At 67.3% G+C, this 22,637-nt stretch carries 22 protein-coding genes; 11 read left to right on the top strand and 11 right to left on the bottom strand.

What is annotated here, in order from left to right; genetic code table 11:
• Positions 1-74 precede the first annotated feature (74 nt).
• The 3 genes from phaR to gluQRS all read right to left on the bottom strand — a co-directional run bounded on the left by phaR (position 75) and on the right by gluQRS (position 2,469).
• Positions 75-707 carry a polyhydroxyalkanoate synthesis repressor PhaR gene (phaR, locus tag PEM_RS16155; protein ID WP_231109081.1) on the bottom strand — a complete coding sequence of 211 codons (633 nt, stop codon included), beginning with the start codon at positions 705-707 and terminating at the stop codon, positions 75-77.
• A gap of 83 nt (positions 708-790) precedes the next feature.
• The gene (phbB, locus tag PEM_RS16150; protein WP_111127523.1) at positions 791-1,531 is read right to left on the bottom strand and encodes an acetoacetyl-CoA reductase; all 741 of its coding nucleotides are present in this window, start codon (positions 1,529-1,531) and stop codon (positions 791-793) included.
• 17 nt (positions 1,532-1,548) lie between these two features.
• Entirely contained in the window at positions 1,549-2,469 is a 921-nt protein-coding gene (gluQRS, locus tag PEM_RS16145) for a tRNA glutamyl-Q(34) synthetase GluQRS (protein ID WP_111127521.1), read from the bottom strand.
• 93 nt (positions 2,470-2,562) lie between these two features.
• Here gluQRS and htpX point away from each other — a divergent pair, with 93 nt between their 5' ends.
• Both htpX and PEM_RS16135 read left to right on the top strand, forming a co-directional pair.
• Entirely contained in the window at positions 2,563-3,429 is an 867-nt protein-coding gene (htpX, locus tag PEM_RS16140; RefSeq protein ID WP_049415827.1) for a protease HtpX, read from the top strand.
• A 246-nt stretch (positions 3,430-3,675) separates the two neighbouring features.
• Positions 3,676-4,131 carry a hypothetical protein gene (locus PEM_RS16135; protein WP_119706126.1) on the top strand — a complete coding sequence of 152 codons (456 nt, stop codon included), beginning with the start codon at positions 3,676-3,678 and terminating at the stop codon, positions 4,129-4,131.
• A gap of 359 nt (positions 4,132-4,490) precedes the next feature.
• Here the strand turns inward: PEM_RS16135 and PEM_RS16130 are convergent, their stop codons facing one another.
• Positions 4,491-5,318: an inositol monophosphatase family protein gene (locus PEM_RS16130; protein ID WP_065178240.1), complete on the bottom strand. Its 828-nt coding sequence runs from the start codon at positions 5,316-5,318 to the stop codon at positions 4,491-4,493.
• Positions 5,319-5,438: 120 nt separating this feature from the next.
• Between PEM_RS16130 and PEM_RS16125 the strand changes: the two genes are divergently transcribed.
• The 3 genes from PEM_RS16125 to PEM_RS16115 all read left to right on the top strand — a co-directional run bounded on the left by PEM_RS16125 (position 5,439) and on the right by PEM_RS16115 (position 9,312).
• Positions 5,439-6,209: an RNA methyltransferase gene (locus PEM_RS16125; protein WP_111127517.1), complete on the top strand. Its 771-nt coding sequence runs from the start codon at positions 5,439-5,441 to the stop codon at positions 6,207-6,209.
• A 104-nt stretch (positions 6,210-6,313) separates the two neighbouring features.
• Positions 6,314-7,189, top strand: coding sequence for a phosphate/phosphite/phosphonate ABC transporter substrate-binding protein (locus tag PEM_RS16120; protein WP_240431556.1), 876 nt, complete (start codon positions 6,314-6,316; stop codon positions 7,187-7,189).
• Positions 7,186-9,312 (top strand): EAL domain-containing protein, encoded by a 2,127-nt coding sequence (locus tag PEM_RS16115; protein ID WP_005417742.1) that lies wholly within the window; start codon positions 7,186-7,188, stop codon positions 9,310-9,312. Before PEM_RS16120 ends, PEM_RS16115 begins: the two co-directional genes overlap by 4 nt.
• A 68-nt stretch (positions 9,313-9,380) precedes the next feature.
• Here PEM_RS16115 and epmB read toward each other — a convergent pair whose 3' ends face one another.
• Complete coding sequence (gene epmB / locus PEM_RS16110; RefSeq protein ID WP_162911599.1) at positions 9,381-10,397, bottom strand: EF-P beta-lysylation protein EpmB; 1,017 nt, start codon at positions 10,395-10,397, stop codon at positions 9,381-9,383.
• Between the two features lie 120 nt (positions 10,398-10,517).
• Between epmB and efp the strand changes: the two genes are divergently transcribed.
• The 5 genes from efp (at position 10,518) to PEM_RS16085 (ending at position 14,783) form a co-directional block, all read left to right on the top strand.
• Positions 10,518-11,084, top strand: coding sequence for an elongation factor P (gene efp / locus PEM_RS16105; RefSeq protein WP_005410381.1), 567 nt, complete (start codon positions 10,518-10,520; stop codon positions 11,082-11,084).
• Positions 11,085-11,290: 206 nt separating this feature from the next.
• Positions 11,291-12,634, top strand: a complete 1,344-nt coding sequence (locus PEM_RS16100) for a TRZ/ATZ family hydrolase (RefSeq protein WP_065196618.1) — start codon at positions 11,291-11,293, stop codon at positions 12,632-12,634.
• 24 nt (positions 12,635-12,658) lie between these two features.
• Positions 12,659-13,375 carry a bifunctional 2-polyprenyl-6-hydroxyphenol methylase/3-demethylubiquinol 3-O-methyltransferase UbiG gene (gene ubiG, locus PEM_RS16095; RefSeq protein ID WP_049412667.1) on the top strand — a complete coding sequence of 239 codons (717 nt, stop codon included), beginning with the start codon at positions 12,659-12,661 and terminating at the stop codon, positions 13,373-13,375.
• A complete protein-coding gene (locus tag PEM_RS16090; protein ID WP_111127513.1) occupies positions 13,372-14,067 on the top strand; it encodes a phosphoglycolate phosphatase in 696 nt (231 codons plus the stop codon). Before ubiG ends, PEM_RS16090 begins: the two co-directional genes overlap by 4 nt.
• A gap of 11 nt (positions 14,068-14,078) precedes the next feature.
• Positions 14,079-14,783, top strand: a complete 705-nt coding sequence (locus PEM_RS16085) for a squalene/phytoene synthase family protein (protein ID WP_111127511.1) — start codon at positions 14,079-14,081, stop codon at positions 14,781-14,783.
• Between the two features lie 87 nt (positions 14,784-14,870).
• Here the strand turns inward: PEM_RS16085 and PEM_RS16080 are convergent, their stop codons facing one another.
• The 3 genes from PEM_RS16080 to yidD are packed head-to-tail and all read right to left on the bottom strand — an operon-like array spanning position 14,871 to position 17,321.
• Positions 14,871-15,719, bottom strand: a complete 849-nt coding sequence (locus PEM_RS16080) for a M23 family metallopeptidase (RefSeq protein ID WP_111127509.1) — start codon at positions 15,717-15,719, stop codon at positions 14,871-14,873.
• The gene (locus PEM_RS16075) at positions 15,719-17,065 is read right to left on the bottom strand and encodes a dihydroorotase (protein WP_053500532.1); all 1,347 of its coding nucleotides are present in this window, start codon (positions 17,063-17,065) and stop codon (positions 15,719-15,721) included. Before PEM_RS16075 ends, PEM_RS16080 begins: the two co-directional genes overlap by 1 nt.
• Before the next feature lies 1 nt (position 17,066).
• Positions 17,067-17,321: a membrane protein insertion efficiency factor YidD gene (gene yidD / locus PEM_RS16070; RefSeq protein ID WP_005417723.1), complete on the bottom strand. Its 255-nt coding sequence runs from the start codon at positions 17,319-17,321 to the stop codon at positions 17,067-17,069.
• A 271-nt stretch (positions 17,322-17,592) separates the two neighbouring features.
• Here yidD and dksA point away from each other — a divergent pair, with 271 nt between their 5' ends.
• Entirely contained in the window at positions 17,593-18,819 is a 1,227-nt protein-coding gene (gene dksA, locus PEM_RS16065) for an RNA polymerase-binding protein DksA (protein ID WP_065186037.1), read from the top strand.
• A gap of 556 nt (positions 18,820-19,375) precedes the next feature.
• Here the strand turns inward: dksA and PEM_RS16060 are convergent.
• From PEM_RS16060 to cysS, 3 genes are read right to left on the bottom strand one after another with little or no spacing between them, the layout of a single operon-like run.
• The gene (locus PEM_RS16060; protein ID WP_005417718.1) at positions 19,376-20,623 is read right to left on the bottom strand and encodes an MFS transporter; all 1,248 of its coding nucleotides are present in this window, start codon (positions 20,621-20,623) and stop codon (positions 19,376-19,378) included.
• The gene (locus PEM_RS16055; RefSeq protein WP_119706125.1) at positions 20,620-21,072 is read right to left on the bottom strand and encodes a SufE family protein; all 453 of its coding nucleotides are present in this window, start codon (positions 21,070-21,072) and stop codon (positions 20,620-20,622) included. The genes PEM_RS16060 and PEM_RS16055 overlap by 4 nt, the downstream gene beginning before the upstream one ends.
• A 54-nt stretch (positions 21,073-21,126) precedes the next feature.
• A complete protein-coding gene (cysS, locus tag PEM_RS16050) occupies positions 21,127-22,503 on the bottom strand; it encodes a cysteine--tRNA ligase (protein ID WP_111127505.1) in 1,377 nt (458 codons plus the stop codon).
• Between the last annotated feature and the right edge of the window lie 134 nt (positions 22,504-22,637).

The following is a 22,637-nucleotide window of genomic DNA, read 5'->3' as shown; positions in this document are numbered from 1 at the left end:
CGCACCGCTGGAGCGATGCCAAACAAGACGGCGCGCCAGGGGCGCGCCGTTTTCATATCAGCCGTTGCTGCAGCTCAGCGGCGGGTCTTGCCGCCGGTGCCGGTACCGGTGCCGGGTTCGCCGGGCTTGTTGCCGGTTCCCGTTCCGGTGCCGCCCGGGCGCGGGCCACCGAAGCCGCTGCCCATGCTGCGCTGGAATTCCTGCCACAGCTCCAGGTTGCGCTCGGTCAGCTGGTTCATCATCGCCCACGGGGTCTGGCCCAGCAGGTTGCCCATCTGCTGGCGGAACTGCTGCTGCTGGTCGAGGAAGACCTGCATGCTGCGCTCCAGGTAGTTGCCCATGAAGCCCTGCAGAGAATCGCCGTAGAAGCGGATCAGCTGGCTCAGCAGCTGGGTCGACAGCATCGGTTCGCCGTCCTGTTCCTGGTCGGCGATGATCTGCAGCAGGACCGAACGGGTGAGGTCGTCGCCGCTCTTGGCGTCGCGGACTTCGAAGTCTTCACCGTCCAGGATCAGCTGGCGCACGTCCTCGATGGTGATGTAGCTGGAGATCTCGGTGTCGTAGAGACGGCGGTTCGGATACTTCTTGATGATGCGGGTCGCAGCCATGAAGCGGTACTCGTCACAGTAGACGCGCAGCATGGCGCAGTGCAGCAGCGGTTGCAACCGCCCCAGCCCCCGCCAGGCTTGGCTTTCAGGGGCGATCATGTTGCGCAGCAAGGGTTTGCGTGCTGCGCAGCATGACCATCGGCAGGGGCCGTCAGCGCATGCCGCAGCGGCCCCTGCGCGGCTTACCAGCCCATGTGGTGGCCGCCGTTGATGTCCAGGTTGCTGCCGGTGATCCACGAGGCTTCCTCGGCCACCAGGAAGGACACGCCATAGGCGATTTCCTCCGGCTTGCCGAGGCGCCCGGTGGGGATGTCGGCGATGATCTTGGCGCGCACGTCCTCCGGAACCGCCATCACCATGTCAGTGGCGACGTAGCCGGGCGAAATGGTGTTCACGGTGATGCCGAAGCCGGCGTTCTCGCGGGCCAGCGAAATGGTGAAGCCATGCATGCCGGCCTTGGCCGCGGCGTAGTTGGCCTGGCCGTACTGGCCCTTCAGGCCGTTGATCGAGCTGATCTGGATGACCCGGCCCCAGCCGCGGCGCCGCATGCCTTCGATGACCGGACGGGTGACGTTGAACACCGAATTGAGGTTGGTGTTGATCACATCGTGCCACTGGTCCGCGCGCATGCGGTGGAACGTCGTGTCGCGGGTGATGCCGGCGTTGTTGACCAGGATCTCGACCGGGCCCAGCTCGGCCTCGACCGCACGCACCAGCGCCTCGGCGCTGCCTGGATCGGAGACATCGCCCGGGAAGATCGACACGTTGTAGCCGCGCTCGGTCATCGCCTGCTGCCATGCGCGGGCCTTGCCCTCGTCGCGGTAGTTGGTGGCGACCCGGTGGCCCTGGTCGGCCAGGCGTTGGCAGATGGCGGTACCGATGCCGCCGGTTCCGCCGGTGACCAGTGCGACGCGAGATGTCATGGAATGCTGTCCGGGAATCAGGTGGGGGAAGGGGGATTCTGCAACATCGGCGCGGAAAGTGCGCCGGCCGGCAACAGGATGTCGGTCCGCGGCAGTCGAGCCGGGTCGAATGCCCGTTGCGCAGTGTGCAGCAGCGCATCCCGGTCATCGGCGCCGTCCAGTGCGGCAGGGGCTTGGCCCAGCAGCTGCCAGAGTGCGCGCAGTACCGGCTCCGGCCGTGTACTGTCCACCGGCAGCGACGCCAGCGACTTGGACAGTTTGTGGCCGGGGGCGTCTAGCAGCAGCGGCAGGTGCCAGTAGCGCGGCACGGCCAGGCCCAGCGCCTGCTGCAGCAGGATCTGCCGCGCGGTGGAATCGAGCAGATCGGCGCCGCGCACCACTTCGGTCACCCCCTGCGCGGCGTCATCGACCACCACCGCCAGCTGGTAGGCCCAGCAGCCGTCGGCACGGCGCAGCACGAAGTCGCCGACTTCGGCATGCACGTCCTGCTGCTGCGGGCCACGCAGGCCATCGTCGAAGTGCACGACGCTGCCCGGTGGCACGCGGAAGCGGACGGCAGGGTCCGGTCGCGGCTGCCGCGCAACGCAGCGGTGGTGGATGCCGCCGCTGGCAGCCAGTTCGCTGCGGCTGCAGTGGCAGATGAAAGCCTGGTCGCTGGCCAGCAACACGTCCAGCGCGGCCTGGTAGGCCTCGCCTCGAGCGCTCTGCCACAGGACCGGGCCGTCGTGGACCAGGCCGAACGCAGCCAGTGCCTGCAGCTGTGACTGCGCGGCGCCGGGTACGGTACGCGGCGGGTCAACGTCTTCGATGCGCAGCCGCCACAGGCCGCCGTGGTGGCGGGCCAGCAGCCAGCTGCCGAAGGCGGCAAGCAGGGATCCGGGGTGGAGCAGGCCGGTCGGCGAGGGCGCGAAGCGGCCGCAGGGAACAATGGCGGTCATGCAGGCTGAATCGTCGGTCAGGTTGGCGCTTGAATTCAAGCTGAGCGCACCGCAAATTGACGGATATCAACCCCTTCCGAGCCGGATTTTCCCATGTTCACCCGTATTGCCCTGTTCCTGGCGACCAACCTCGCGGTCCTGATCCTGGCCGGCATCGTCATGTCGATCCTGGGCGTGGACGCGCGTTCGATGAGCGGCCTGCTGGTGATGGCCGGCATCTTTGGTTTCGGTGGCTCCTTCATCTCGCTGCTGCTGTCCAAGTGGATGGCCAAGCGCTCCACCGGTGCGGTGGTGATCACCGAGCCGCGCAACCAGACCGAGCGCTGGCTGCTGGCCACGGTCGAGCGCCAGGCCAAGGCCGCCGGCATCGGCATGCCGGAAGTGGCGGTCTATGACGGCCCGGAGATCAATGCCTTCGCCACCGGTGCCAACCGCAACAACGCGCTGGTGGCCGTGTCCACCGGCCTGCTGCACAACATGAGCGAGGACGAGGCTGAAGCGGTGCTGGGCCACGAGATCGCCCACGTCGCCAACGGTGACATGATCACCATGGCGCTGCTGCAGGGCGTGCTGAACACTTTCGTGATCGTGCTGGCCCGCGTGGTCGGCGGCATCATCGACAGCGCGCTGTCGGGCAACCGCGAAGGCGGCGGCCGTGGCTTCGCTTACTACATCATCGTGTTCGTGCTGGAGATGGTGTTCGGCCTGTTCGCCACGATGATCTCGATGTGGTTCTCACGCCACCGCGAGTTCCGCGCCGACGCCGGCGGTGCCTCGCTGGCCGGTCGCCAGAAGATGATCGCTGCGCTGGAGCGCCTGCAGCTCAACCACGGCCAGAGCACGTTGCCGACCCAGATTGCCGCCTTCGGCATTTCCGGTTCGACGGCGAAGAAGCTGTTCATGAGCCACCCGCCGCTGGAAGAGCGCATCGCCGCGCTGCGGGCGTCGACGGTGGCGTAATTCCCCGCCTCCAGAGCAATTCAGGAACGCCCGGCCATGTGCCGGGCGTTTTTGTTTGAATCCGCCGCCGCGTAGATGTGCTCTTGGTTTTTGTCGCAAATGGCACTTCTTGCCCGGCTGGAATGCCGTACTTGGATCCATTCTCCCCTTGCACTGCAAGGGATCGGGTGAGGTGCCTGTCCGTGTGCATTGAACCGCATGCGAGGACCTGGCTTAGTCGGGAGTTGTTTCGCAGAGCGAATGGGAATGCCCGACGTGAATCGAGGAGACAATGAGGCGTTCGATGACCTCAAGGCTGAGTTCCTTGAGGAATTCAATGAGCATACGGTGACCGAGCTGGAGATGTTCAGCGATGCGCTCGAAATGCGGGGGCATGCCGCACTTCCTGATCCCGAGCATGGCTGGGAGGGGCTCGATCTCACGCTCTACAGGCTCATCGCACTTCTGGATGAAGCTGGCGAGGAAGAAGAGCTGATGCAGTACTCGAGCGCTCGATATCTAGGTGAGGTTGTCAGGCACCGCTTCGGTGGCGAATGGTCGTGTGTCGAACTGAACGAGAATGGCGTGCCCGAGCCCATGTTGGTTGGTCATGAGATGGAATCGAAGGTGCCGTTCAATCCATTTGCTGCGCTGGCTTGTCTTCGAGTAAGCAAAGAAGGGTCCGACATCAGGTCGTTCATCGAGCAACGCCTTAAACGCTGAGCCTTCGTGATGAAAATGGCTGGCGACAGCGTCCACGCGTGGCGTGGATCTACTGGGTGCAGCTGTGGCGTTTGACCTTGGGTCCGCCTTGAGCGAGCCGAGCATCGCAGGGGAATCAGGGGCGAAGAGGCGCCGGTGTCTGAGCGCAGCGAGTTCGGCGCCGTCCCCTGATTCGCCGAGAAGCGCAGGGCACCGGCGCGCAGCGACGGCTCGCGGCTGGCGGAGCGTTTCTTTGGTTACTTTCTTTGCGCGCAAAGAAAGTGACACCCCTCCGCAGTCGCGGAAACGACTCTCCGTGCGCACAAACGAAAACGGCACCCTCGCAGGCGCCGTCTCCATGAACCGCTTTACGCGAAACCTCAGAACTTCGCGTCAAACTCCGCCGCGTAACCGGTGTTCACCAGTACCTTCTGCAGCGACTCGGCCACCTTCAGGTTGCCGGCCACGATCTGGTGGGTCTCCGGGCCACGGTTGTCCATGCGGCCCAGGGTCGCGCCCTTGAAGTCACAGACCTTGCCACCCGCCTCGCGGACCAGCAGCAGGCCGGCAGCGATGTCCCACGCCTTCACGCCGGCTTCGAAGTAGGCGTCGGCACGGCCGCAGGCCACGTAGGCCAGGTCCAGTGCCGCCGAACCGGTGCGGCGGATGTCCTCGCCGTGCACCAGCAGGGCGTCGACCGCCTTCAGCTGGGCGCTGGCGCGGCTGCGCTCGCGCGGGGCGAAACCGGTGTGGATCAGCGTGCCTTCCAGATCCTTGCGGTCGGCCACGCGGATGCGGCGGTCGTTCAGCACGGCACCGGCACCCCGGCTGGCAGTGAACAGTTCATTGCGCAGCGGGTCGAAGATGACCGCGTCGGTCGGCTCGCCGTTCTCGACCAGCGCGATCGACACGCAGTAGTGCGGCACGCCACGCAGGTAGTTGCTGGTGCCGTCCAGCGGGTCGATGACCCACATCTGGCGGCGCTCGCCCTGCACGCCACCTTCTTCACCGAAGATGCCGTAGTCCGGATAAGCGCGCTTGAGTTCCTTGACGATGACCTTTTCCGCGTCCGCATCCACTTCGCTGGCGTAGTCCATCCGGCCCTTCTGCACCACGTTCAGTGCCTCGAGCTTGTTGATGTTGCGCAACAGGACGTTGCCGGCGAGGCGGGCGGCCTTGACCATGACGGTGACGGCGGGTTTCTGCATGGCGTGGGCTCCCGGAAAGGCAGAAGAGATGGACTGGCGGGGGAAAAGAGCGGGTCCGGCGCAGTGGCCGGCCGCACAGTTTACCATTGGTCATCGTCCAGCTCGACCTTTTCCCTGTTCATGTCCCAGTTTCCCGCCGCCACCCGCCTCCGATTCGTCCTGGTCGGTACCCAGCACCCCGGCAACATGGGCGCCGCCGCCCGTGCCCTGAAGACCATGGGCCTGGCCCGCCTGGTACTGGTCGCCCCCGAGAAACCGCTGGACGAGGAGGCCTTCCGCCGCTCTGCCGGTGCCGAAGATGTGCTGGGGGACGCCCCGGTGGTCGCCACCCTGGCCGAGGCCGTGGCCGATTGCCGCCTGGTGCTGGGCTGCACCGCGCGTGCCCGCCGCGTGCCGCTGGAGGAGTACCTGCCGGCCGATGCCGCCGCTCGTGCGGTGGCCAAGGCGGGCGAGGGCGCCGAGGTGGCGCTGGTGTTCGGCCGTGAGCGCACTGGCCTGACCAACGAAGAACTGCAGCTCTGCCACGCGGCGGTGCACATCCCGTCCGATCCGGCGTTCAGCTCGCTCAACCTGGCTGCCGCCGTGCAGGTGCTGGCCTATGAGACACGCATGCAGCTGCTGGGCGCGCAGCCGGCCGTGGACGCCGAGCCCGGTTTCCGCGAACAGGCAGCAAGCCATGAGCAGATGGAGAGCTTCTTCGCCCAGCTTGGCGACACCCTGGACGAGATCGATTTCCACAAGGGCCGCGCGCCGGAATCGGCGATGCGCAAGCTGCGCCGGCTGTTCCTGCGCAGCGAGCCGAGCGAGCAGGAAGTGCGCCTGTTGCGCGGCATCCTTGCCGACACCCAGCGGATGGCGCGGCTGGCAAAGGCGGGCAACAAGGACGGCTGACGACGTTCTCATTTTTTCGGGTAGTCTGTCCGGATACCCAGGGGGGGATGAAGCCTGTGTCGGGTCTGCGAAGGGCAGTGCAGAGGGGACTGCTGAGCCTGGTCATGATCCTGCTGGCCGGGACGGTACATGCAGCAGCGGACCGGGTGCTGGTGCTGGGCCGGATCAGCGATGATCCCAAGGCCCATTACGAGCAGCTGCAACCGTTGCTGGACTATGTGGTGGCACGCATGCACGACGTCGGCATCACCGAAGGGCGGATCCTGATGGCACGCGACCCGCAGCAGATGGCCAGCTATCTGCGGCGGGGGCGGGTCGACTGGGTCACGGAAACGTCGGGTACGGCGGTGGCACTGGGCCAGCGCAGTGGCGCGCGGCCGCTGCTGCTGACCGAGCGCAATGGCGTGCGTGAGTACCAGACCGTGTTCTTCGCGCGTCGCGACAGTCCGATCCAGCGGATCCAGGACCTGCGCGGGCATCGCCTGGCGCTGCAGAACACGGCGTCCACCAGTGCCTACCTGGTGCCGGTGATGACGCTGCTGCAGGAGGGGCTGGCGCCGCAGATCCTGGCCGGTGTGTGGGACGTGCCGGGCCGGGATAGCGTGGGGTACGTGTTCGCACGTAGCGAGTTGAACATCGCCACGTTCGTGCACAAGGGCATGGTCGAAGTGGGGGCGGTGAGCAGCGTGGACTGGAATGACGAGCGACGGATGCCGACGGCATTCCGGCGCGACTTCCGCGAACTGCTGCGCACCGAACCCTACCCACGGGCGGTGGAAATGGTTCGCGCCGACCTTGACCCGCGGGTACGTGACAGGCTGCAGGACGTCCTGCTGCAGGCGGCCAGCGACCCGCAGGCACAGGGGGCGCTGCATCGGTTTTTCGGCACTTCCGGTTTCCACCGCGTCGATGCGCATGCGCAGCAGCGGCTGGATGAATTGAAACAAGGATTGACGCGCGTGCGGATGGAAGTGGAATGAAGTGGCTCGGCTCGGGAATGCAGGCCCGGTTCCTGCTCGCGATGGGCGGGGCGATGGTCGTGGTGGTGGCGATCCTGGCGGTGTTGCTGGGGCGGCAGGCGGCGATGCAGGGCGAGGTGCGCAACCTCAGTGGTGGCGTCATCCATGAACTGTTCGACCGCAGCGTGCGCAGCCGCGGCGAAGCGATGGCGCGCGAGCTGTCCGACGCGCTGGCCAACCCGCTGTACTACCGCGACCTGGACCAGGTCGGTGCGCTGGTGCGCAGCACCGCACGGCAGCCGGTCGTGCGCTATGTGCTGGTGTTCGACGAACGTGGCCGGCTGGTGCATGACGGCTCGATCGAGGTGTCCGGCTTCGGCCAGCCGATGACCGACCCGCTGGCCCCCAAGGCCGCGGTGGCGCAGGCGCTGGTGGTGCAGGAATCGCCCAAGGTACTCGACAACACCATGCCGATCATGGTCGGCAACCAGCGCATCGGCGGCGTCCGCGTCGGCATGGCGCTGGACGAGGTGCAGCAGCGCGAACAGGCCGCCAATGCCACGCTCGGCGAGCGCCTGCAGCAGGTCGGCAGCCGCCACCTGGGCTGGCTGCTGCTGATGCTGGGCCTGCTGGTGGTGATCGGCGTGGTGGTGATCCTGTACGTGCAGCGCACCCTGGTGGCGCCGATCCGGGACCTGGCCGCTGCGGCGCGCCGCATCGAGGCTGGCGACTACCAGGCGCCGCTGGCCGAGAACACCCGCGACGACGAAGTCGGCGAGCTGGTGCGCGGCTTCGCCCGCATGCGCGATGCCATCGCCCGCCATGACCGCGAGGTGCGGCGCATGGCCTATACCGATGCACTGACCGGGCTGACCAACCGGTTGGCATTCAGGGAGGCGCTGGACCATCGCCTGATGGCCGCGCGCGCATCCAATCATCGGCTGGGCCTGCTGTTTGCCGATATCGACGATTTCAAGCGCGTCAACGACACCCTGGGCCATGAGGCCGGTGACGAAGCGCTGTTGCAGTTCGCGCAGCGCATCGGCAGTGCGGTTACCGAGGCCGGTGGCGATGAAGCCCTGCTGGCCCGCTTTGGCGGCGACGAGTTCGTGATCCTGGTCGGTGATGGCGACGTGGCGGCCAACGCACGGCTGCTGGCCGAAGTGCTGGTGCGCGAGCTGGGCAAGCCGCTGGTGGTGCAGGGCCGGGAACTGTTCCTGGGCACTTCGATCGGCGTGACCCTGTTCCCGGATGATGCCGCCGATGCGACCACGCTGCTGAAGAACGGCGACATCGCCATGTACCAGGCCAAGATGGCCGGCAAGAACTGCTACCGCTATTACAGCCGTGCGATGGACCACGCGGTCGAGCGCCGCGTGCACATGGAGCAGGAGCTGCGCGGGGCCTGGGAGCGCGGCGAGCTGCGCCTGGCCTACCAGCCGATCTTCCGCATGCGCGATCGCCGCATGGTCGGCGTGGAAGTGCTGCTGCGCTGGCAGCATCCGACCTTGGGCACGATTCCGCCGTCGGTGTTCATCGAAGTGGCCGAGCAGAGCGGGCTGATCGAGCTCATCGGCCCGAAGGTGCTGCGTGCGGCCTGCATGGAAGCCTCGCAGTGGCCACGCGGGGCGGGCGGCGATGATCTGTTCGTGTCGGTGAATGTGTCGCCGCGGCAGCTGCGCGGCGGTGAACTGCCGGCATTGGTCGCGCAGTGCCTGCACGAGTCCGGGCTGCCGGCGTCGCGCCTGCACCTGGAGTTGACCGAAACCGCGGTGATCGGCGACGAAATGGTTGCCGCGCAGCTGCTGGACAAGCTGCACCGCACCGGCGTGAAGGTCTGGCTGGACGATTTCGGCACCGGCTTCTCCGGTCTCAGCCATCTTCGCCAGGTACCGGTGGACGGCGTGAAGATCGACAAGAGCTTCGTGGCCGACATGCAGCGCGATCCCGACGATCTGGCGCTGACCACGGCGATCATCGCCATGGCCCACGCACTGGGCATCACCGTGGTGGCCGAGGGCATCGAGCAGCAGGCGCAGTTCGAACTGCTGGTGCAGCGCGGCTGCGATCTTGGCCAGGGCTACTGGCTGAGCCACCCGGTGACCGCCACCGAAGTGGTGCGGATGATCGAATCGGGCCTCTGACCGACTGACGTTGTGCCGGGGTCAGATCCCTTTTCCGTCGGAAAAGGGATCTGACCCCGGCAGTGCTCCTACACCGGGCGCTTGCTCGGGTCGCCGGGCAGTTCGCGCACCAGTTTCGGAATCAGATAGCCGGACAGGCGTGCGGTCAGGCCGGCAATCAGCGCCTTGGCCTGGGCATCATCCACTTCGAAGTGGGCCACGCCTTCGACCCGGTCCAGCTGGTGCAGGTAATAGGGCAGCACGCCAGCGGCGAAGCTGCGCTCGCTCAGGTCCTGCAGGGCCTGCACGCTGTCGTTGACCCCGCGCAGCAGTACCGCCTGGTTCAGCAGCTGGGCGCCGACGCCGCGAAGGCGGGCCATCGCCGCGTCCACGCTGGCGTCGAATTCATTGGCGTGATTGGCGTGGACCACGATCGCCAGCGGCCATGGCAGGCTGCCCAGCCAGCACACCAGTTCATCGTCCACGCGTTCCGGCAGCACGATCGGCAGCCGGGTATGGATGCGCAGGCGGCGGATATGCGGAATCGCGCGCAGGGCGTCGGTCAGCTCGACCAGCTTGTGCGTGGCCAGTGACAACGGGTCACCGCCGGACAGGATGACCTCATCGATGTCCGGGTCGGCCGCGATGGCGGCTACGGCCTCCTGCCAGCCACCCTTGGCGGCGTTCTCCGCGCCATAGTCGAAGTGGCGGCGGAAGCAGTAGCGGCAGTTGATCGCACAGCTGCCCGTCGCCACCAGCAGGGCGCGGCCACGGTACTTCTGGATGACGCCGGTGGCCTTCTTGGCCGCACCATCACCCACCGCATCGAAGCTGAACCCGGGCGCCGGGCGCATTTCCTCGTCGATCGGCAGCACCTGGCGCAGCAGCGGATCGGCCGGATCGCCCACGCGCATGCGGGCCACGAAGCCCTCGGGCACGCGCAATGCGAACTGGTCCATGGCCGCCTCCGAGACACCCAGCGCCGCCGGGTCCAGCTGCAGCCGGGCCAGCAGGGCGTGCGGGTCGCGCAGCGCCTGGCGCCAGAGCTGCTGCCAGCGCGCGGGCGCGCCTGGCGACTGGGGCCGGGGGAAGGCGGAAAGCTGCATGGAGAGGGGGCCTGCGGTTATCATGGGGGCAGAAAAACAGTCGCCCACCGGCATCCGGTGGGCTTTCCATTCTAACGGCTCGCCGCACCCGCGGCGTTTCTGCCACTCAGGAGTTTACGCATGGCCAGCTACGGCATGAACGACGTCAAGAACGGGATGAAGATCCTGGTCAACAACCAACCGGCCGTCATCATCGACACCGAATACGTCAAGCCGGGCAAGGGCCAGGCCTTCACCCGCGTGAAGTACCGCCTGATCAAGGACGGCCGTACCCAGGAAGTGACCATGAAGTCGACCGACTCGCTGGATGCAGCCGACGTCGTCGATACCGACATGAACTTCATGTACAGCGACGGCGAGTACTGGCACTTCATGGACCCGGAGTCCTTCGAACAGGTCCAGGCCACCAAGGCCGGCATGGGCGGCGCCGAGAAGTGGCTGAAGGGCGAAGAGTCCTGCGTGGTCACCCTGTGGAACGGCGAGCCGATCTTCGTTCAGCCGCCGAACTTCGTCGAACTGAAGATCACCGAAACCGATCCGGGCGTCCGTGGCGACACCTCGGGCGGCGGCGGCAAGCCGGCCACCCTGGAAACCGGTGCCGTGGTCCGCGTGCCGCTGTTCGTCAACCAGGACGAAGTGATCCGCGTTGACACCCGTTCGGGCGAATACTCCGCACGCGTCAAATAAGGTTCCGGCTGCAGGCCGACCTTGCTGTAGAGCCGAGCCATGCTCGGACACGCGCCAGCGCATTCGCGCTGGCGCTCCCATGATCTGCTTCGGCAGATCATGGGCCCCGCTTCACGGGTCTCCAGACCCCGCCGCTTCGCGGCAGCCCCTGACCCAGGGGCGTGTCCCCAGAACTATCTCGCCGCCCCCCCAGCCAGTGAGCCCGCATGAGCGATAGCCCGCACCTCCCCGAAGCCTGCGACCTGCTCATCGAAGCTGGTCATGTCGTTCCGATCGAGCCGCATGCGGTGGTGCTGGAAGACCATGCCGTTGCCGTGCGTGGCAGCGAGATCGTGGCCATCCTGCCGCGTGCCGAGGCGCGCGCACGCTTCCGTGCCGCGCAGGTGGTCAGCCGCCCCGAGTCGGCGCTGATGCCGGGCCTGGTCAACGCGCACACGCACAACCCGATGACCCTGCTGCGCGGCGTCGCCGACGACCTGCCGCTGATGACCTGGCTGCAGCAGCACATCTGGCCGGTGGAAGCGGCCGTGATCGGGCCGGAATTCGTGGCCGACGGCACCACCCTGGCCATCGCCGAGATGCTGCGCGGCGGCACTACCTGCGCCAACGAGAACTACTTCTTCGGCGACGTGCAGGCCGCGGTCTACAAGAAGCACGGTTTCCGCGCGCTGGTCGGCGCGGTCATCATCGATTTCCCCACCGCCTGGGCCAGGACCGATGACGAATACTTCGCCAAGGCTGGTGAACTGCACGACCAGTGGCGCACCGATCCGCTGATCGGGACCGCGTTCGCGCCGCATGCGCCGTACACGGTCAACGATGCCAACTTCGAGCGGGTGCGGATGCTGTCCGACCAGCTCGACATGCAGGTGCACCTGCATACCCACGAGACCGCGCAGGAGATCAACGATTCGATCAAGCTGCACGGCCAGCGCCCGCTGGCGCGGCTGGATCGGCTCGGCCTGGTCAACGACCGCCTGATCGCGGTGCACATGACCCAGCTGACCGATGCGGAAATCCACCTGTGCGCCGAACGCGGCGTCAGCGTGGTGCATTGCCCCGAATCGAACCTGAAGCTGGCCTCCGGCTTCTGCCCGGCCTGCGCCCTGCAGCGCGCCGGTGTGAACCTGGCGATCGGCACCGATGGCTGCGCCAGCAACAACGATCTGGACATGTTCAGCGAGAACCGTACCGCAGCGATCCTGGCCAAGGCCGTGGCCGATGATGCCACCGCGCTGGACGCGGCCACCACGCTGCGCGCAGCGACGCTGGGCGGTGCCCGTGCGCTGGGCTTTGCTGACCGCATCGGTTCGATCGAAGTCGGCAAGCAGGCCGACCTGGTCTGCGTCGACCTGTCGGCGCTGGAAACCCAGCCGCTGCACAACGTGCTGTCGCAGCTGGTGTATGCCACCGGCCGCCAGCAGGTCAGCGACGTCTGGATCGCCGGCAAGCCGAAGCTGTTGCAGCGCGAGCTGGTCGGCATGGACCTGCCGGGCATCATCGCCAACGCGCGCCAGTGGCGCGAGCGTATCCGTCATATCCGCGCCTGACCCCCGGCGCCGCAAGGACCCCTCATGACTGCCCCCCACGCTTCCTCCAATTTCGATCAGGCCGAGCTGGACAAGTTCGCCGCGCTGGCCAACCGCTGGTGGGATGCTGACGGCCCGCAGAAGCCGCTGCATGCGCTGAACCCGGTACGCCTGAAGTACGTCGCCGACCGCGTGCCGTTGCGTGGCGCGCGCGTGCTCGACATCGGCTGCGGTGGCGGGCTGCTGAGCGAAGCACTGGCGCAGGCCGGCGCCGACGTCACCGCCATCGACCTGGCCCCGGAACTGGTGAAGGTCGCGCGCCTGCATGCGCTGGAAAGCGGCGCCAAGGTCGACTACCGCGTGCAGGCCGCCGAGGATCTGGCCGCCGAGCAGCCGGGCAGTTTCGATGTGGTCACCTGCATGGAAATGCTCGAGCACGTGCCAGACCCGGGCGCGATCATCGACGCCTGCAAGCGCCTGCTGAAGCCGGGCGGCCACCTGTTCCTGTCGACCATCAACCGCACCGCGGCCGCCTTCGCGGTGGCGATTGTCGGCGCCGAGTACGTGGCGCGGCTGCTGCCCAGGGGCACCCACCACTACCAGGAATTCATCAAGCCGGCCGAGCTGGCGCGCTGGCTGCGCGAGGCCGACCTGCAGCTGGTGGATGTCAGCGGCATGGCCTACGAGCCGTGGCGCAACCATGCCCGCCTGAGCAGCCGCACCGACATCAACTACCTGGCCTACGCGGTCAAGCCGGCATGACCTCCGCCCGCTTCCCGCGTGCGGTGCTGTTCGACCTGGATGGCACGTTGCTGGACAGCGCGCCGGACTTCGTTGCCACCTGCAATGCGATGCTGGCCGAGCGGGGCCGGGCAGCGGTCGATCCGGCGCAGCTGCGGCCGGTGGTCTCCAAGGGCTCGCGCGCGATGGTCGGGGCCGCTTTCCCGGACCTGGATGCCGCTGCGCGCGATGCATTGATCCCGGAATTCCTGCAGCGCTACGAAGCGCTGATCGGCCAGTACGCGGTGCTGTTCGACGGCGTGGCCGGCATGCTCGCCGCGCTGGATGAGGCCGGTACGCTATGGGGCATCGTCACCAACAAGCCGGAGTACCTGGCGCGCCTGATCCTGCCGCAGCATGGTTGGCAGCAGCGCTGCGCGGTGCTGGTCGGCGGTGACAGCCTGGCCGAGCGCAAGCCGCACCCGCTTCCACTGCTGCACGCTGCGCAGGCCATTGGCATGGCCGCCGAAGACTGCGTGTACGTGGGTGATGACGAGCGCGACATCATCGCTGCACGTGCTGCCGCGATGCCGTCGGTGGCGGCGCTGTGGGGCTACCGCCTGCACAGCGACGATCCGCTGGCCTGGCAGGCCGACGTGCTGGTCGAGAACGCTGAACTTCTGCAACTGGCCAGTCTCTGGCCGACCCGGCCGGCAGCCCCGGCCCAGCCGTAAGGAATCCCGTAGTGAGCAGTACCGCGCTGGACAGTTTCCTCGACAAGTGGCGCAGCCGTTGGCCGGAATGGTCGGTGGCCGCCCCGTTCGTGGCCGAACCGCAACGCGAGCTCGCAGTGGCGTGGTTTGCGCTGCTGCAGGAGTTCGACGACATGCTCAACACCAGCGGCGATCCGCTGCCCGCCGATGCCAAGCTGGCGTGGTGGGGCGAGGAGCTGCGCAGCTGGGCAGGGCATCGTTCGCGCCATCCACTGGGCCGTCTGCTGGAGCCGGTGCGTGCGCCGTGGGTGCAACTGGCCGAAGCGCTGCCGGACCTCGTTGAAGCGCGTACCGTTGCGTTGGATGCAGCCGCTGCCGAGCGTGCGCTGGCCAATTACGCCGAGGCCGTGGCCGCAGTGGAAGCGGCCTTGTTTGCCGACAAGCCGCGCACCGGCGCCGGTCGTGCGGTGCAGCTGCAGACCCTGGCCCAGCGCCTGCAGGACGCCGGCGTGGCCGGTGTGCCGCGCAGCCTGTTGGATGAGGATTCCAGCACGGCCGCGCAGCGCTGGGCCCAGTACCTGCTGAAAGGATGGGGCAGCCGCGTGCCGGGCCCGCGCCCGCGGCGCGTGTGGTCGAGCCTGGCGCGCGCCCGCGTTGCCGCCCAGGCCGCAGGCAAGCCAATCGAAGCCACCCCGGTGCGCACGTTGCTGCGCGTGTGGTGGGCCGCGCGCGGTTGATCCAACTGTCTGGTAGTGCCGGCCGCTGGCCGGCAGCTCGGGCACTGCAGAATTCATGCGGTTGCCGGCCAGCGGCCGGCACTACCGTTATTTGCGTTCCAGCACCAGCAACGGGTCGATGCGGGTGTCGAACCAGTTCATGCCCCAGTGCAGGTGCGGGCCGGTGGCACGGCCGGTGGCGCCGACGGCAGCGATCACCTGGCCCTGCTCCACACGGTCGCCAACTTTTACGTCGATGCGCGAAAGGTGCAGGAAATTGGAACTGACCCCGAAGCCGTGGTCGAGCAGCAGCGTGCCACCGGTCAGGTACAGGTCCGGCCCAGCGAAGGTCACGATGCCGGCCGCCGGCGCCTTCACCGGGGTGCCGGTCGGCACCGCGATGTCCATGCCGGAGTGGCCGGCCCCCGGCTGCCCGTTGTAGACGCGCGCATTGCCGAAGCGGCCGCTGATGCGGCCCTGTACCGGCCAGATGAAGGTCTGGGTGAAGTCGGTGCGGTCGTCATCGCGGGCACGTGCGGCGGTCACCTGCGCCTGTTCGCGCTTGATCCGCTCGGCAATCGCCGGCGGCGGGTTGACCGTCTTCGGCGGCACGCCGTTCACCCGCTCGGTGGGCCAGTCGCGCGGCGTTACCGCAATGGTGGCTGTCTCGCTGCTACCATCGGGGCGCTGCACCTGTACGCGCAGCGGACCCTTCTCGTCGCGGCCGATGCCGAACACCACGCTGCCGTAGCCGCTTACCCGCAGCTGGCGGCCGGCATACTGCACGCGACTGCCGGCGGGTACCTTGCCGATCACCAGCGCGCCCTGCGACGCACTGGCCGGGAACACCACGCGGCTGTCGATCAGGCTGCCGATGCCATCCTGCGCCTGCGCCCGGGAAGTGGAAAACAGGGGCGCGGCCAGCAGCAGCGCCCCGAGCATCAGTGCCGAACGCATCAGCGGTCGTAGGTCATGCGCTGGCCGGCGGGTTCACCCACCAGCTTGCTGCCGTCCCACACCTGCTGGCCGTTGACCCAGGTGGAGGCGATGCGCGAGCGGAAAGTGGTGCCCTCGAACGGCGACCAGCCGCACTTGGACAGCACGTCCTCGCGCTTGACGGTGAACGGCACGTCCTCCACCAGCACCAGGTCGGCAAAGTAGCCTTCGCGCAGGAAGCCGCGTTCTTCCACGTCGAACAGCTGCGCCGGCGCATGTGCGAATTTCTGCACCACCTGCTCGCGGGTCAGCTTGCCTTCGTGCACCCGCTCCAGCGCGGCCACCAGCGCGTACTGCACCAGCGGCAGGCCCGACGGTGCCTGCGCGTAGGGCTTCTGCTTCTCTTCCCAGGTGTGCGGCGCGTGGTCGGTGGCCAGCACGTCCAGCACGTCATCGGCCAACGCAGCGGTGATTGCCTCGCGGTCGGACACTTCCTTGATCGCCGGGTTGCACTTGATCAGGTTGCCCTTGGTCGCGTAGTCCGGACGCGCGAAGTGCAGGAAGTGCACGCAGGTTTCGGCGGTGATCTGCTTGCGGCTGCCATCGGCGCGGATCAGCGGGCCCTTCTCGAACAGCGCCAGTTCGTCGGCGGTGGAGATGTGCAGTACATGCAGGCGGGTGCCGTGCTTGCGCGCCAGCGACATCGCCAGGCGGGTCGACTTGATGCAGGCCTCGCGCGAACGGATATCCGGATGCATGTCCGGGGTCAGCGCGTCGCCGTACTTTTCCTGGAAGGCCTTCAGGTTGGCATCGATCATCGGCGTGTCTTCGCAGTGCGTGATGATCGGGGTCGGGCATTCGCGGAAGATCGCGTCCAGCGTTTCCGGGTTGTCGACCAGCATGTTGCCGGTCGAAGCACCCATGAACACCTTCACGCCGGGCGCCTTCTTCGGATCCAGCGCACGGATCGCTTCCAGGTTGTCATTGCTGGCGCCGTGGTAGAAGCCGTAGTTGGCCCAGGCGCGGCCGCGCGCGAGCTCGTACTTGGCTTCCAGGATGGTCGAATCCAGCGTCGGCGGGTTGGTGTTGGGCATGTCCATGAAGCTGGTCAGGCCACCGGCCACGGCCGCGGCCGATTCGCTGGCGATGTCGCCCTTGTGGGTCAGGCCCGGTTCGCGGAAATGCACCTGGTCGTCGATCATGCCGGGCAGCAGCCAGCGCCCGGCGGCGTCCACCACCTGCTCGCCGTCGCGCGGCGCCAGCCCGTTGCCGATCTGCGCAATGCGGCCGTTCTCGATGCGCAGGTCGCCGTCGAAGGTGCGGCCTTCGTTGACCATCCGGGCGTTGGTGATGAGGGTGGAGGACATGTCAGTGTTTTCCTGTGCAACGGCAAGAGGGGGCGTGGGTGGATTCGGGCACCGGATCGAAGCCGCCGGGGTGGAACGGATGGCAGCGGCCCAGCCTGCGCGCAGCCAGCCAGCTGCCGCGCAGCGGCCCGTGCCGGGAGATGGCATCCATCGCGTATTCAGAACAGCTCGGCACGAAACGGCAGCGCGGCCCCAGCAGGGGGCTGATGAAGCGCTTGTAGAAGCGCAGCAGGGCAATGAGCAGGCGCGAGATCACCCAGTCATCTTATGCCAGTTGGCATGAAGGCCGCATTTGTGCAGGATGGGCCGTTGGTCGCATGTCGCCGATGGCCTGCGACCGGTACCAGCACCCGCGGGTGTTGGCCAGGTTCCGTACCGCGCAAGGCGGTCCGTGTTCGTCGGACTGCCACTTGGGCACCTTGACTCCAGGACTGAATGGAGCAGGGTGCCAAGGTTGCTGCTGCGGGTCGGGTAGGCTATAAAGGCCCGCTTTCCCGGGCCCCGGGGAATCCAAGGAAGAGCGTTTCGTGGCTGCTAAAAAAACTGCAAAGAAGGCCGCAACGGCCGCCAAGAAAACCGCCAAGCCTGTTGTGAAGAAGTTGGCGGCAAAGCCCGTTGCCAAGAAGCCGGCCAGCAAGCCGGCGACCAAGGCAGCGTCCTCGCAACCGGCGGCCAGGAAGGCCACCGCAAAGAAAACGCCGGTCAAGGCAACCAAGCCGGTGGCGAAGAAGGCCGCTGCGCCCGCCAAGGCCAAGCCAGCCGCTGCCAGCAAGAAGGCGCCGGTGAAGAAGACCGTCAGCAAGGCTGCGCCGGTGAAGAAGGCCGCCGCCAAGCCGGTGGCCAGGAAGGCAGCCGCCAAGCCAGCGCCGAAGGCGGTGGTGAAGAAGGCTGCAGCCAAGCCGGTCGCCAAGCCCGTAGCAAAGAAGGTCGCTGCGGCTAAACCGGCCGCCACGCCCGCCGCTGTAAAGAAGGTTGCCAAGAACGTTGCCGCGCCGGCCACAAAGCCGACCCCGGCCCCAGTAGTGAAGTCCGCACCGAAGCCTGCTGCCAAGCCGGCTCCGGCCAAGCCTGTCCCGGCCAAGACCGTGGCAGTGGCGGCAGCCCAGCCGGCCTCAACGCCGGCCCCGGCCGCCGCTCCTGTCGCTTCGAAGGCCCCGCAATCCAAGAATCCCGTGCCCGTTTCGAAATCGCCTGCCAAAACCGCCGTGAAATCCGATTCCGCCCCGAAGACCGTGTCGCGCCCTGTCGGCAAGGTTGCCGTGGCCGTCGCCGCCCGCTCGGCAGCACCGGCCCCGCGCAGCAAGTACAAGGTGGTCGAGTACAAGACCGACGAGGCCACTGGCCGCCCGATCCTGCCGGCTGGCTACAAGCCGTCCTCGGAAGAGGAATACATGAGCTCGCTGCAGCAGGAGTATTTCCGCCAGCGCCTGCAGAACTGGCGCGCGGACCTGGTGGAAGAGTCCAAGCAGACCATCGAGAACCTGCGCGAGGAAGTGCGTGACATCGGCGACGAAGCCGAGCGTGCGACCCGCGAGACCGAGAACTCGCTGGAACTGCGTACCCGCGACCGCTACCGCAAGCTGATCGGCAAGATCGACAGCACCCTGAAGCGCCTGGAAGCCGGCGACTACGGGTACTGCGTCGACACCGGCGAAGAAATCGGCCTGGAGCGCCTGGAAGCGCGCCTGACCGCCGAGCGCACCATCGACGCCCAAGAGCGTTGGGAGCACCTGCAGAAGCAGCAGGGCGACTGATTCCAGTTCGTTGTCTGGTCATGCGAAAAACCCGGCCTTGGCCGGGTTTTTTGTCGGGTTCGTGTTGGCTGTGTAGAGCAGCGCCTTCCGGGTATCGGGTGGAGCCTGCGGGTGGGTCCGGGCAGGACACGCTGCAAGTACATCCCTGTAAGCTCGGCCGCGGCATCCATGCCGCGGACGGTCCCGCCCGTACCCACCCGCAGGCTCGCGACGGTTTCCTGCGTGCGCGGCCGATGTAGAGCCGAGTCCACGCTCTGCTCAGGCCGACAGGAGCGGTCATGCGTGCTTGCGGCTGTTGAGTCCGCCTTGTAGCGAGCCGAGCACCGCAGGGGAATCAGGGGCGAAGAGGCGCCGCTGTTTGAGCGCAGCGAGTTCGGCGCCGTCCCCTGATTCACCGAGGAGCACAGGGCACCGGCGCGCAGCGCCGGCTCGCGGATGGCGGAGCGTTTCTTTGGTTACTTTCTTTTCGCGAAAAGAAAGTGACAAGCCCAATCATCGAGGGAGAGCAACAGCCCCAGCCAAACACCCGGCGCCGCCGAATCCGCTGTTAGCAGCGTCACTGCAGGTCGCGAAGATTCAGTTTCCGCAGCGTTGGGTTCTTCCACGCGGTGATCCCGGCCACGCTCAGCACCGCGAATCCGCCCAGCACCACCGCCGGCACCAGGCCGAGCAGCTTCGCCATCGTGCCGGCATAGAACGCGCCCAGCTCGTTGGACGAACTGATGAAGATGCCGTTGATCGACGATACGCGACCGCGCATCTCTTCCGGCGTAGCCAACTGCAGGATGGTCGAGCGGATCACCACCGAGACACCATCGAACGCGCCGTAGAACAGCAGGATCAGCGCCGACAGCCAGAAGTGCTGCGACAACCCGAAGCTGATCACGCACAGGCCGAAGCCGGCCACCGCGAACAGCAGCACGCGGCCGGCATTGCGGTGCAGCGGGTGGCGCGCCAGCCACAGGCCTACGCACACCGAGCCCAGCGCCGGCATCGCGCGCAGGATGCCCAGGCCTTCCGGGCCGTGGTGCAGGATCTCGTGCAGGAACGCCGGCAGCATCGCCACCACGCCGCCCAGCAGCACCGAGAACATGTCCAGCGCCATCGCGCCGACCATGATCCGGTTGCCGACCACGAAGCGCGCGCCTTCGGCGATGCTCTTGAAGATCGGTGCGGCCGGACCGGTATGCACCGGTTCTTCCACCTTCAGCGTGGCCAGGCAGGCCATCGCCACCAGCGCAAAGGCCGTAGCCACCGCGTAGGACAGGCCCTTGCCACCGAAGCCGACCAGCACGCCGCCCAATGCCGGGCCGGCGATCATGCCGGCCTGGAACACCACCGCGCCCAGGCCGGCGCCACGGGCAAACTGGTCACGGGCCAGCACGCGGGCGAACAAGGCGTTGTAGATCGGCGACAGGAAGGCGCGGACCATGCCGGTCAGCGCGATGGCCGCGTAGATCGGCCACACGCCGTCAATCGGCAACCAGCCCATGGCCACGCTGGTCAATACCAGTGCAGTGGCGATCAGCCCGCAACAGGCGACCATGCCCAGCCGACGGCGCGGCAGGTGATCCACCAGGTAACCGGCGAACGGAGCCACGCAGAAGAACGGCACGACCTCGGCCAGGCCGATCAGGCCCAGCGAGAACGGATTGCGGGTGACTTCGTAGATGTGCCAGCCGACAGTGACCGCGACCACCTGGTAGGACAGCATCGCAAAGATGCGGTAGGCCAGCAGCCTGGCGAAACCGGGCCGGGACAGCAGGCCCAGTGCACTGTCTTCGGCCGTGGCGGGCTCGCTCACGACGGGTCGCGCTGCAGCTGCGCCTGCGCCGTCTCACGGATGAACGCCAGCATCGCCGCCACGCCGTTGCTGCGGGTGGGCGAGAGGTGGCGGGCCAGGCCGATGTCCTGGATGTAGCTCGGTTCGGTGGCCAGGATCTCCTGCGCCGAGCGCCCGGAGTACACGCGCAGCGCCAGGAAGATCAGGCCGGAGACAATCGCCGAATCGCTGATGGCATGGAAGCGCAGCGACTGCGCGTTGCCTTCCGGCACGATCCAGACCATCGACTGGCAGCCGAGCAGGCGATGCTCTTCGGTCTTCCATTCTTCCGGGAAGACCGGCAGCTTGCGGCCGAGGTCGATCAGGTACTGGTAGCGCTCGGACCAGTCGCCGAAGAAGCCGAATTCCTCGGCGATGGCGGCCTGGGCCTTGGCGGCGGTGGATTCAAGCGGGAACGGGGAGTCGGTCACAACAGTCTCTACGGTGGGGGCGTGGCCGGCGGACCGGCCACGGGGCAGGGCAGGTCAGCTGCGCTTGCGCGACCAGCGAACGCCCTGCGGGGTGTCATCCAGCACGATGCCTTCGGCGGCCAGCTGGTCGCGGATGGCGTCGGCACGGGCGAAGTCGCGTGCCTTCTTGGCCGCGGCGCGCTCGTCGATCAGGCCCTGGATGCGGGCATCGTCGCCGTCATCGCTGGCCGCGGTGCCGAACCACTGCGCCGGATCGGCCTGCAGCAGGCCCAGTGCCAGGCCGGCGCCGAGCAGTTCACCCTTCAGGCGCGCCTGCTCGGCCGGGTCGGTGGCACGACGCGCATCGGCGGCGATGCGGGCCACTTCGGCCAGCGCCTGTGGGGTGTTGAGATCGTCGTCCAGGGTCGCCTCGACCGTGGCCGGAATCACTGCCGTGGCCTCGATCGACGCCAGTTCGCGCAGGGTGCCGTACAGGCGGTCCAGAGTGCGCACCGATTGCTCGATCAGGCCATCGGACCAGTCCAGCGGCTGCCGGTAATGGGCCGACAGCAGGGCCAGGCGCAGCGCTTCCGGCGGATGCTGGCGCACTAGATCATGCACGCGCTCGATGTTGCCCAGCGACTTGCTCATCTTGGCGCCGCCGAAGTTGAGCATGCCGTTGTGCAGCCAGAAGCGGGCGAAGATCTTGCCGCCGTGCGCGCATTCGCTCTGCGCAAGCTCGTTCTCGTGGTGCGGGAACTGCAGGTCGACGCCGCCGGCATGGATGTCGATGGTCTCACCCAGGTGAGCCGCGGCCATCGCCGAGCACTCGATGTGCCAGCCCGGGCGGCCACGGCCCCAGGGCGACGCCCAGCCGGGCAGGTCGTCGCTGGACGGCTTCCACAGCACGAAATCACCCGGGTCGCGCTTGTACGGGGCCACGTCGACGCGGGCGCCGGCCAGCATTTCGTCGGGGTCGCGGCGCGAGAGCTTGCCGTAGCCGTCGAAGCTGGCCACTGCGAACAGTACGTGGCCCTCGGCGGCATAGGCATGCCCGTTGGCGATCAGCTGCTCGATCATGGTGATGATCTGCGGAATGTGCGCGGTCACCTCCGGTTCGATGTCCGGCGGTACCACGCCCAGCGCGGCCATGTCTTCACGGTAGGCAGCGGCGAACTTGCCGGTGATGGTGCTGATCGGCACGCCCTGCTCGCGCGCGGCGGTGTTGATCTTGTCGTCCACGTCGGTGATGTTGCGGGCGTAGCGCAGCGCGCCGAAACGGCGCCGCAGCAGATCGGCCAGCACCCCGAACACCACCGGGCCACGGGCGTTGCCGATGTGCACGTAGTTGTAGACCGTGGGGCCGCACACATACAGGGTCGGACAGGCCGGGTCGAGCGGAGTGAACGGTTCGAGCTGGCGAGTCAGGTTGTTGTGCAGGCGCAGGGTCATGGGGCTGTGGCTGGGGGACAAGCCTGTGATTTTAGAACGTGTCGGCCCCGTTTGGGGGCACGGGCTGCCACCGGTGGACGCCGGTTCCTCCAGGTGGGGTGGGCAGGAGCAGCGTGGACGGGTAATGTTCAGCC

Source organism: Stenotrophomonas sp. Pemsol (assembly GCF_003586545.1).
In the GTDB taxonomy this organism is placed as follows: Bacteria; Pseudomonadota; Gammaproteobacteria; order Xanthomonadales; family Xanthomonadaceae; genus Stenotrophomonas; species Stenotrophomonas sepilia.
Note: the sequence above shows the minus strand (reverse complement) of the source record. Positions and strands in the feature narration are given on the sequence as shown.

What these genes read in the sequence shown, in the direction of transcription:
- PEM_RS16115 (WP_005417742.1), top strand. Translation starts at nt 7,186, where the DNA reads ATGAAGTGGCTCGGCTCGGGAATGCAGGCCCGGTTCCTGCTCGCGATG.
- epmB (WP_162911599.1), bottom strand. Translation starts at nt 10,397, where the DNA reads ATGCAGCTTTCCGCCTTCCCCCGGCCCCAGTCGCCAGGCGCGCCCGCG.
- PEM_RS16090 (WP_111127513.1), top strand. Translation starts at nt 13,372, where the DNA reads ATGACCTCCGCCCGCTTCCCGCGTGCGGTGCTGTTCGACCTGGATGGC.
- phaR (WP_231109081.1), bottom strand. Translation starts at nt 707, where the DNA reads ATGATCGCCCCTGAAAGCCAAGCCTGGCGGGGGCTGGGGCGGTTGCAA.
- PEM_RS16120 (WP_240431556.1), top strand. Translation starts at nt 6,314, where the DNA reads ATGATCCTGCTGGCCGGGACGGTACATGCAGCAGCGGACCGGGTGCTG.
- PEM_RS16135 (WP_119706126.1), top strand. Translation starts at nt 3,676, where the DNA reads ATGCCCGACGTGAATCGAGGAGACAATGAGGCGTTCGATGACCTCAAG.
- PEM_RS16100 (WP_065196618.1), top strand. Translation starts at nt 11,291, where the DNA reads ATGAGCGATAGCCCGCACCTCCCCGAAGCCTGCGACCTGCTCATCGAA.
- PEM_RS16125 (WP_111127517.1), top strand. Translation starts at nt 5,439, where the DNA reads ATGTCCCAGTTTCCCGCCGCCACCCGCCTCCGATTCGTCCTGGTCGGT.
- htpX (WP_049415827.1), top strand. Translation starts at nt 2,563, where the DNA reads ATGTTCACCCGTATTGCCCTGTTCCTGGCGACCAACCTCGCGGTCCTG.
- cysS (WP_111127505.1), bottom strand. Translation starts at nt 22,503, where the DNA reads ATGACCCTGCGCCTGCACAACAACCTGACTCGCCAGCTCGAACCGTTC.
- PEM_RS16075 (WP_053500532.1), bottom strand. Translation starts at nt 17,065, where the DNA reads ATGTCCTCCACCCTCATCACCAACGCCCGGATGGTCAACGAAGGCCGC.
- efp (WP_005410381.1), top strand. Translation starts at nt 10,518, where the DNA reads ATGGCCAGCTACGGCATGAACGACGTCAAGAACGGGATGAAGATCCTG.
- gluQRS (WP_111127521.1), bottom strand. Translation starts at nt 2,469, where the DNA reads ATGACCGCCATTGTTCCCTGCGGCCGCTTCGCGCCCTCGCCGACCGGC.
- ubiG (WP_049412667.1), top strand. Translation starts at nt 12,659, where the DNA reads ATGACTGCCCCCCACGCTTCCTCCAATTTCGATCAGGCCGAGCTGGAC.
- PEM_RS16130 (WP_065178240.1), bottom strand. Translation starts at nt 5,318, where the DNA reads ATGCAGAAACCCGCCGTCACCGTCATGGTCAAGGCCGCCCGCCTCGCC.
- phbB (WP_111127523.1), bottom strand. Translation starts at nt 1,531, where the DNA reads ATGACATCTCGCGTCGCACTGGTCACCGGCGGAACCGGCGGCATCGGT.
- PEM_RS16080 (WP_111127509.1), bottom strand. Translation starts at nt 15,719, where the DNA reads ATGCGTTCGGCACTGATGCTCGGGGCGCTGCTGCTGGCCGCGCCCCTG.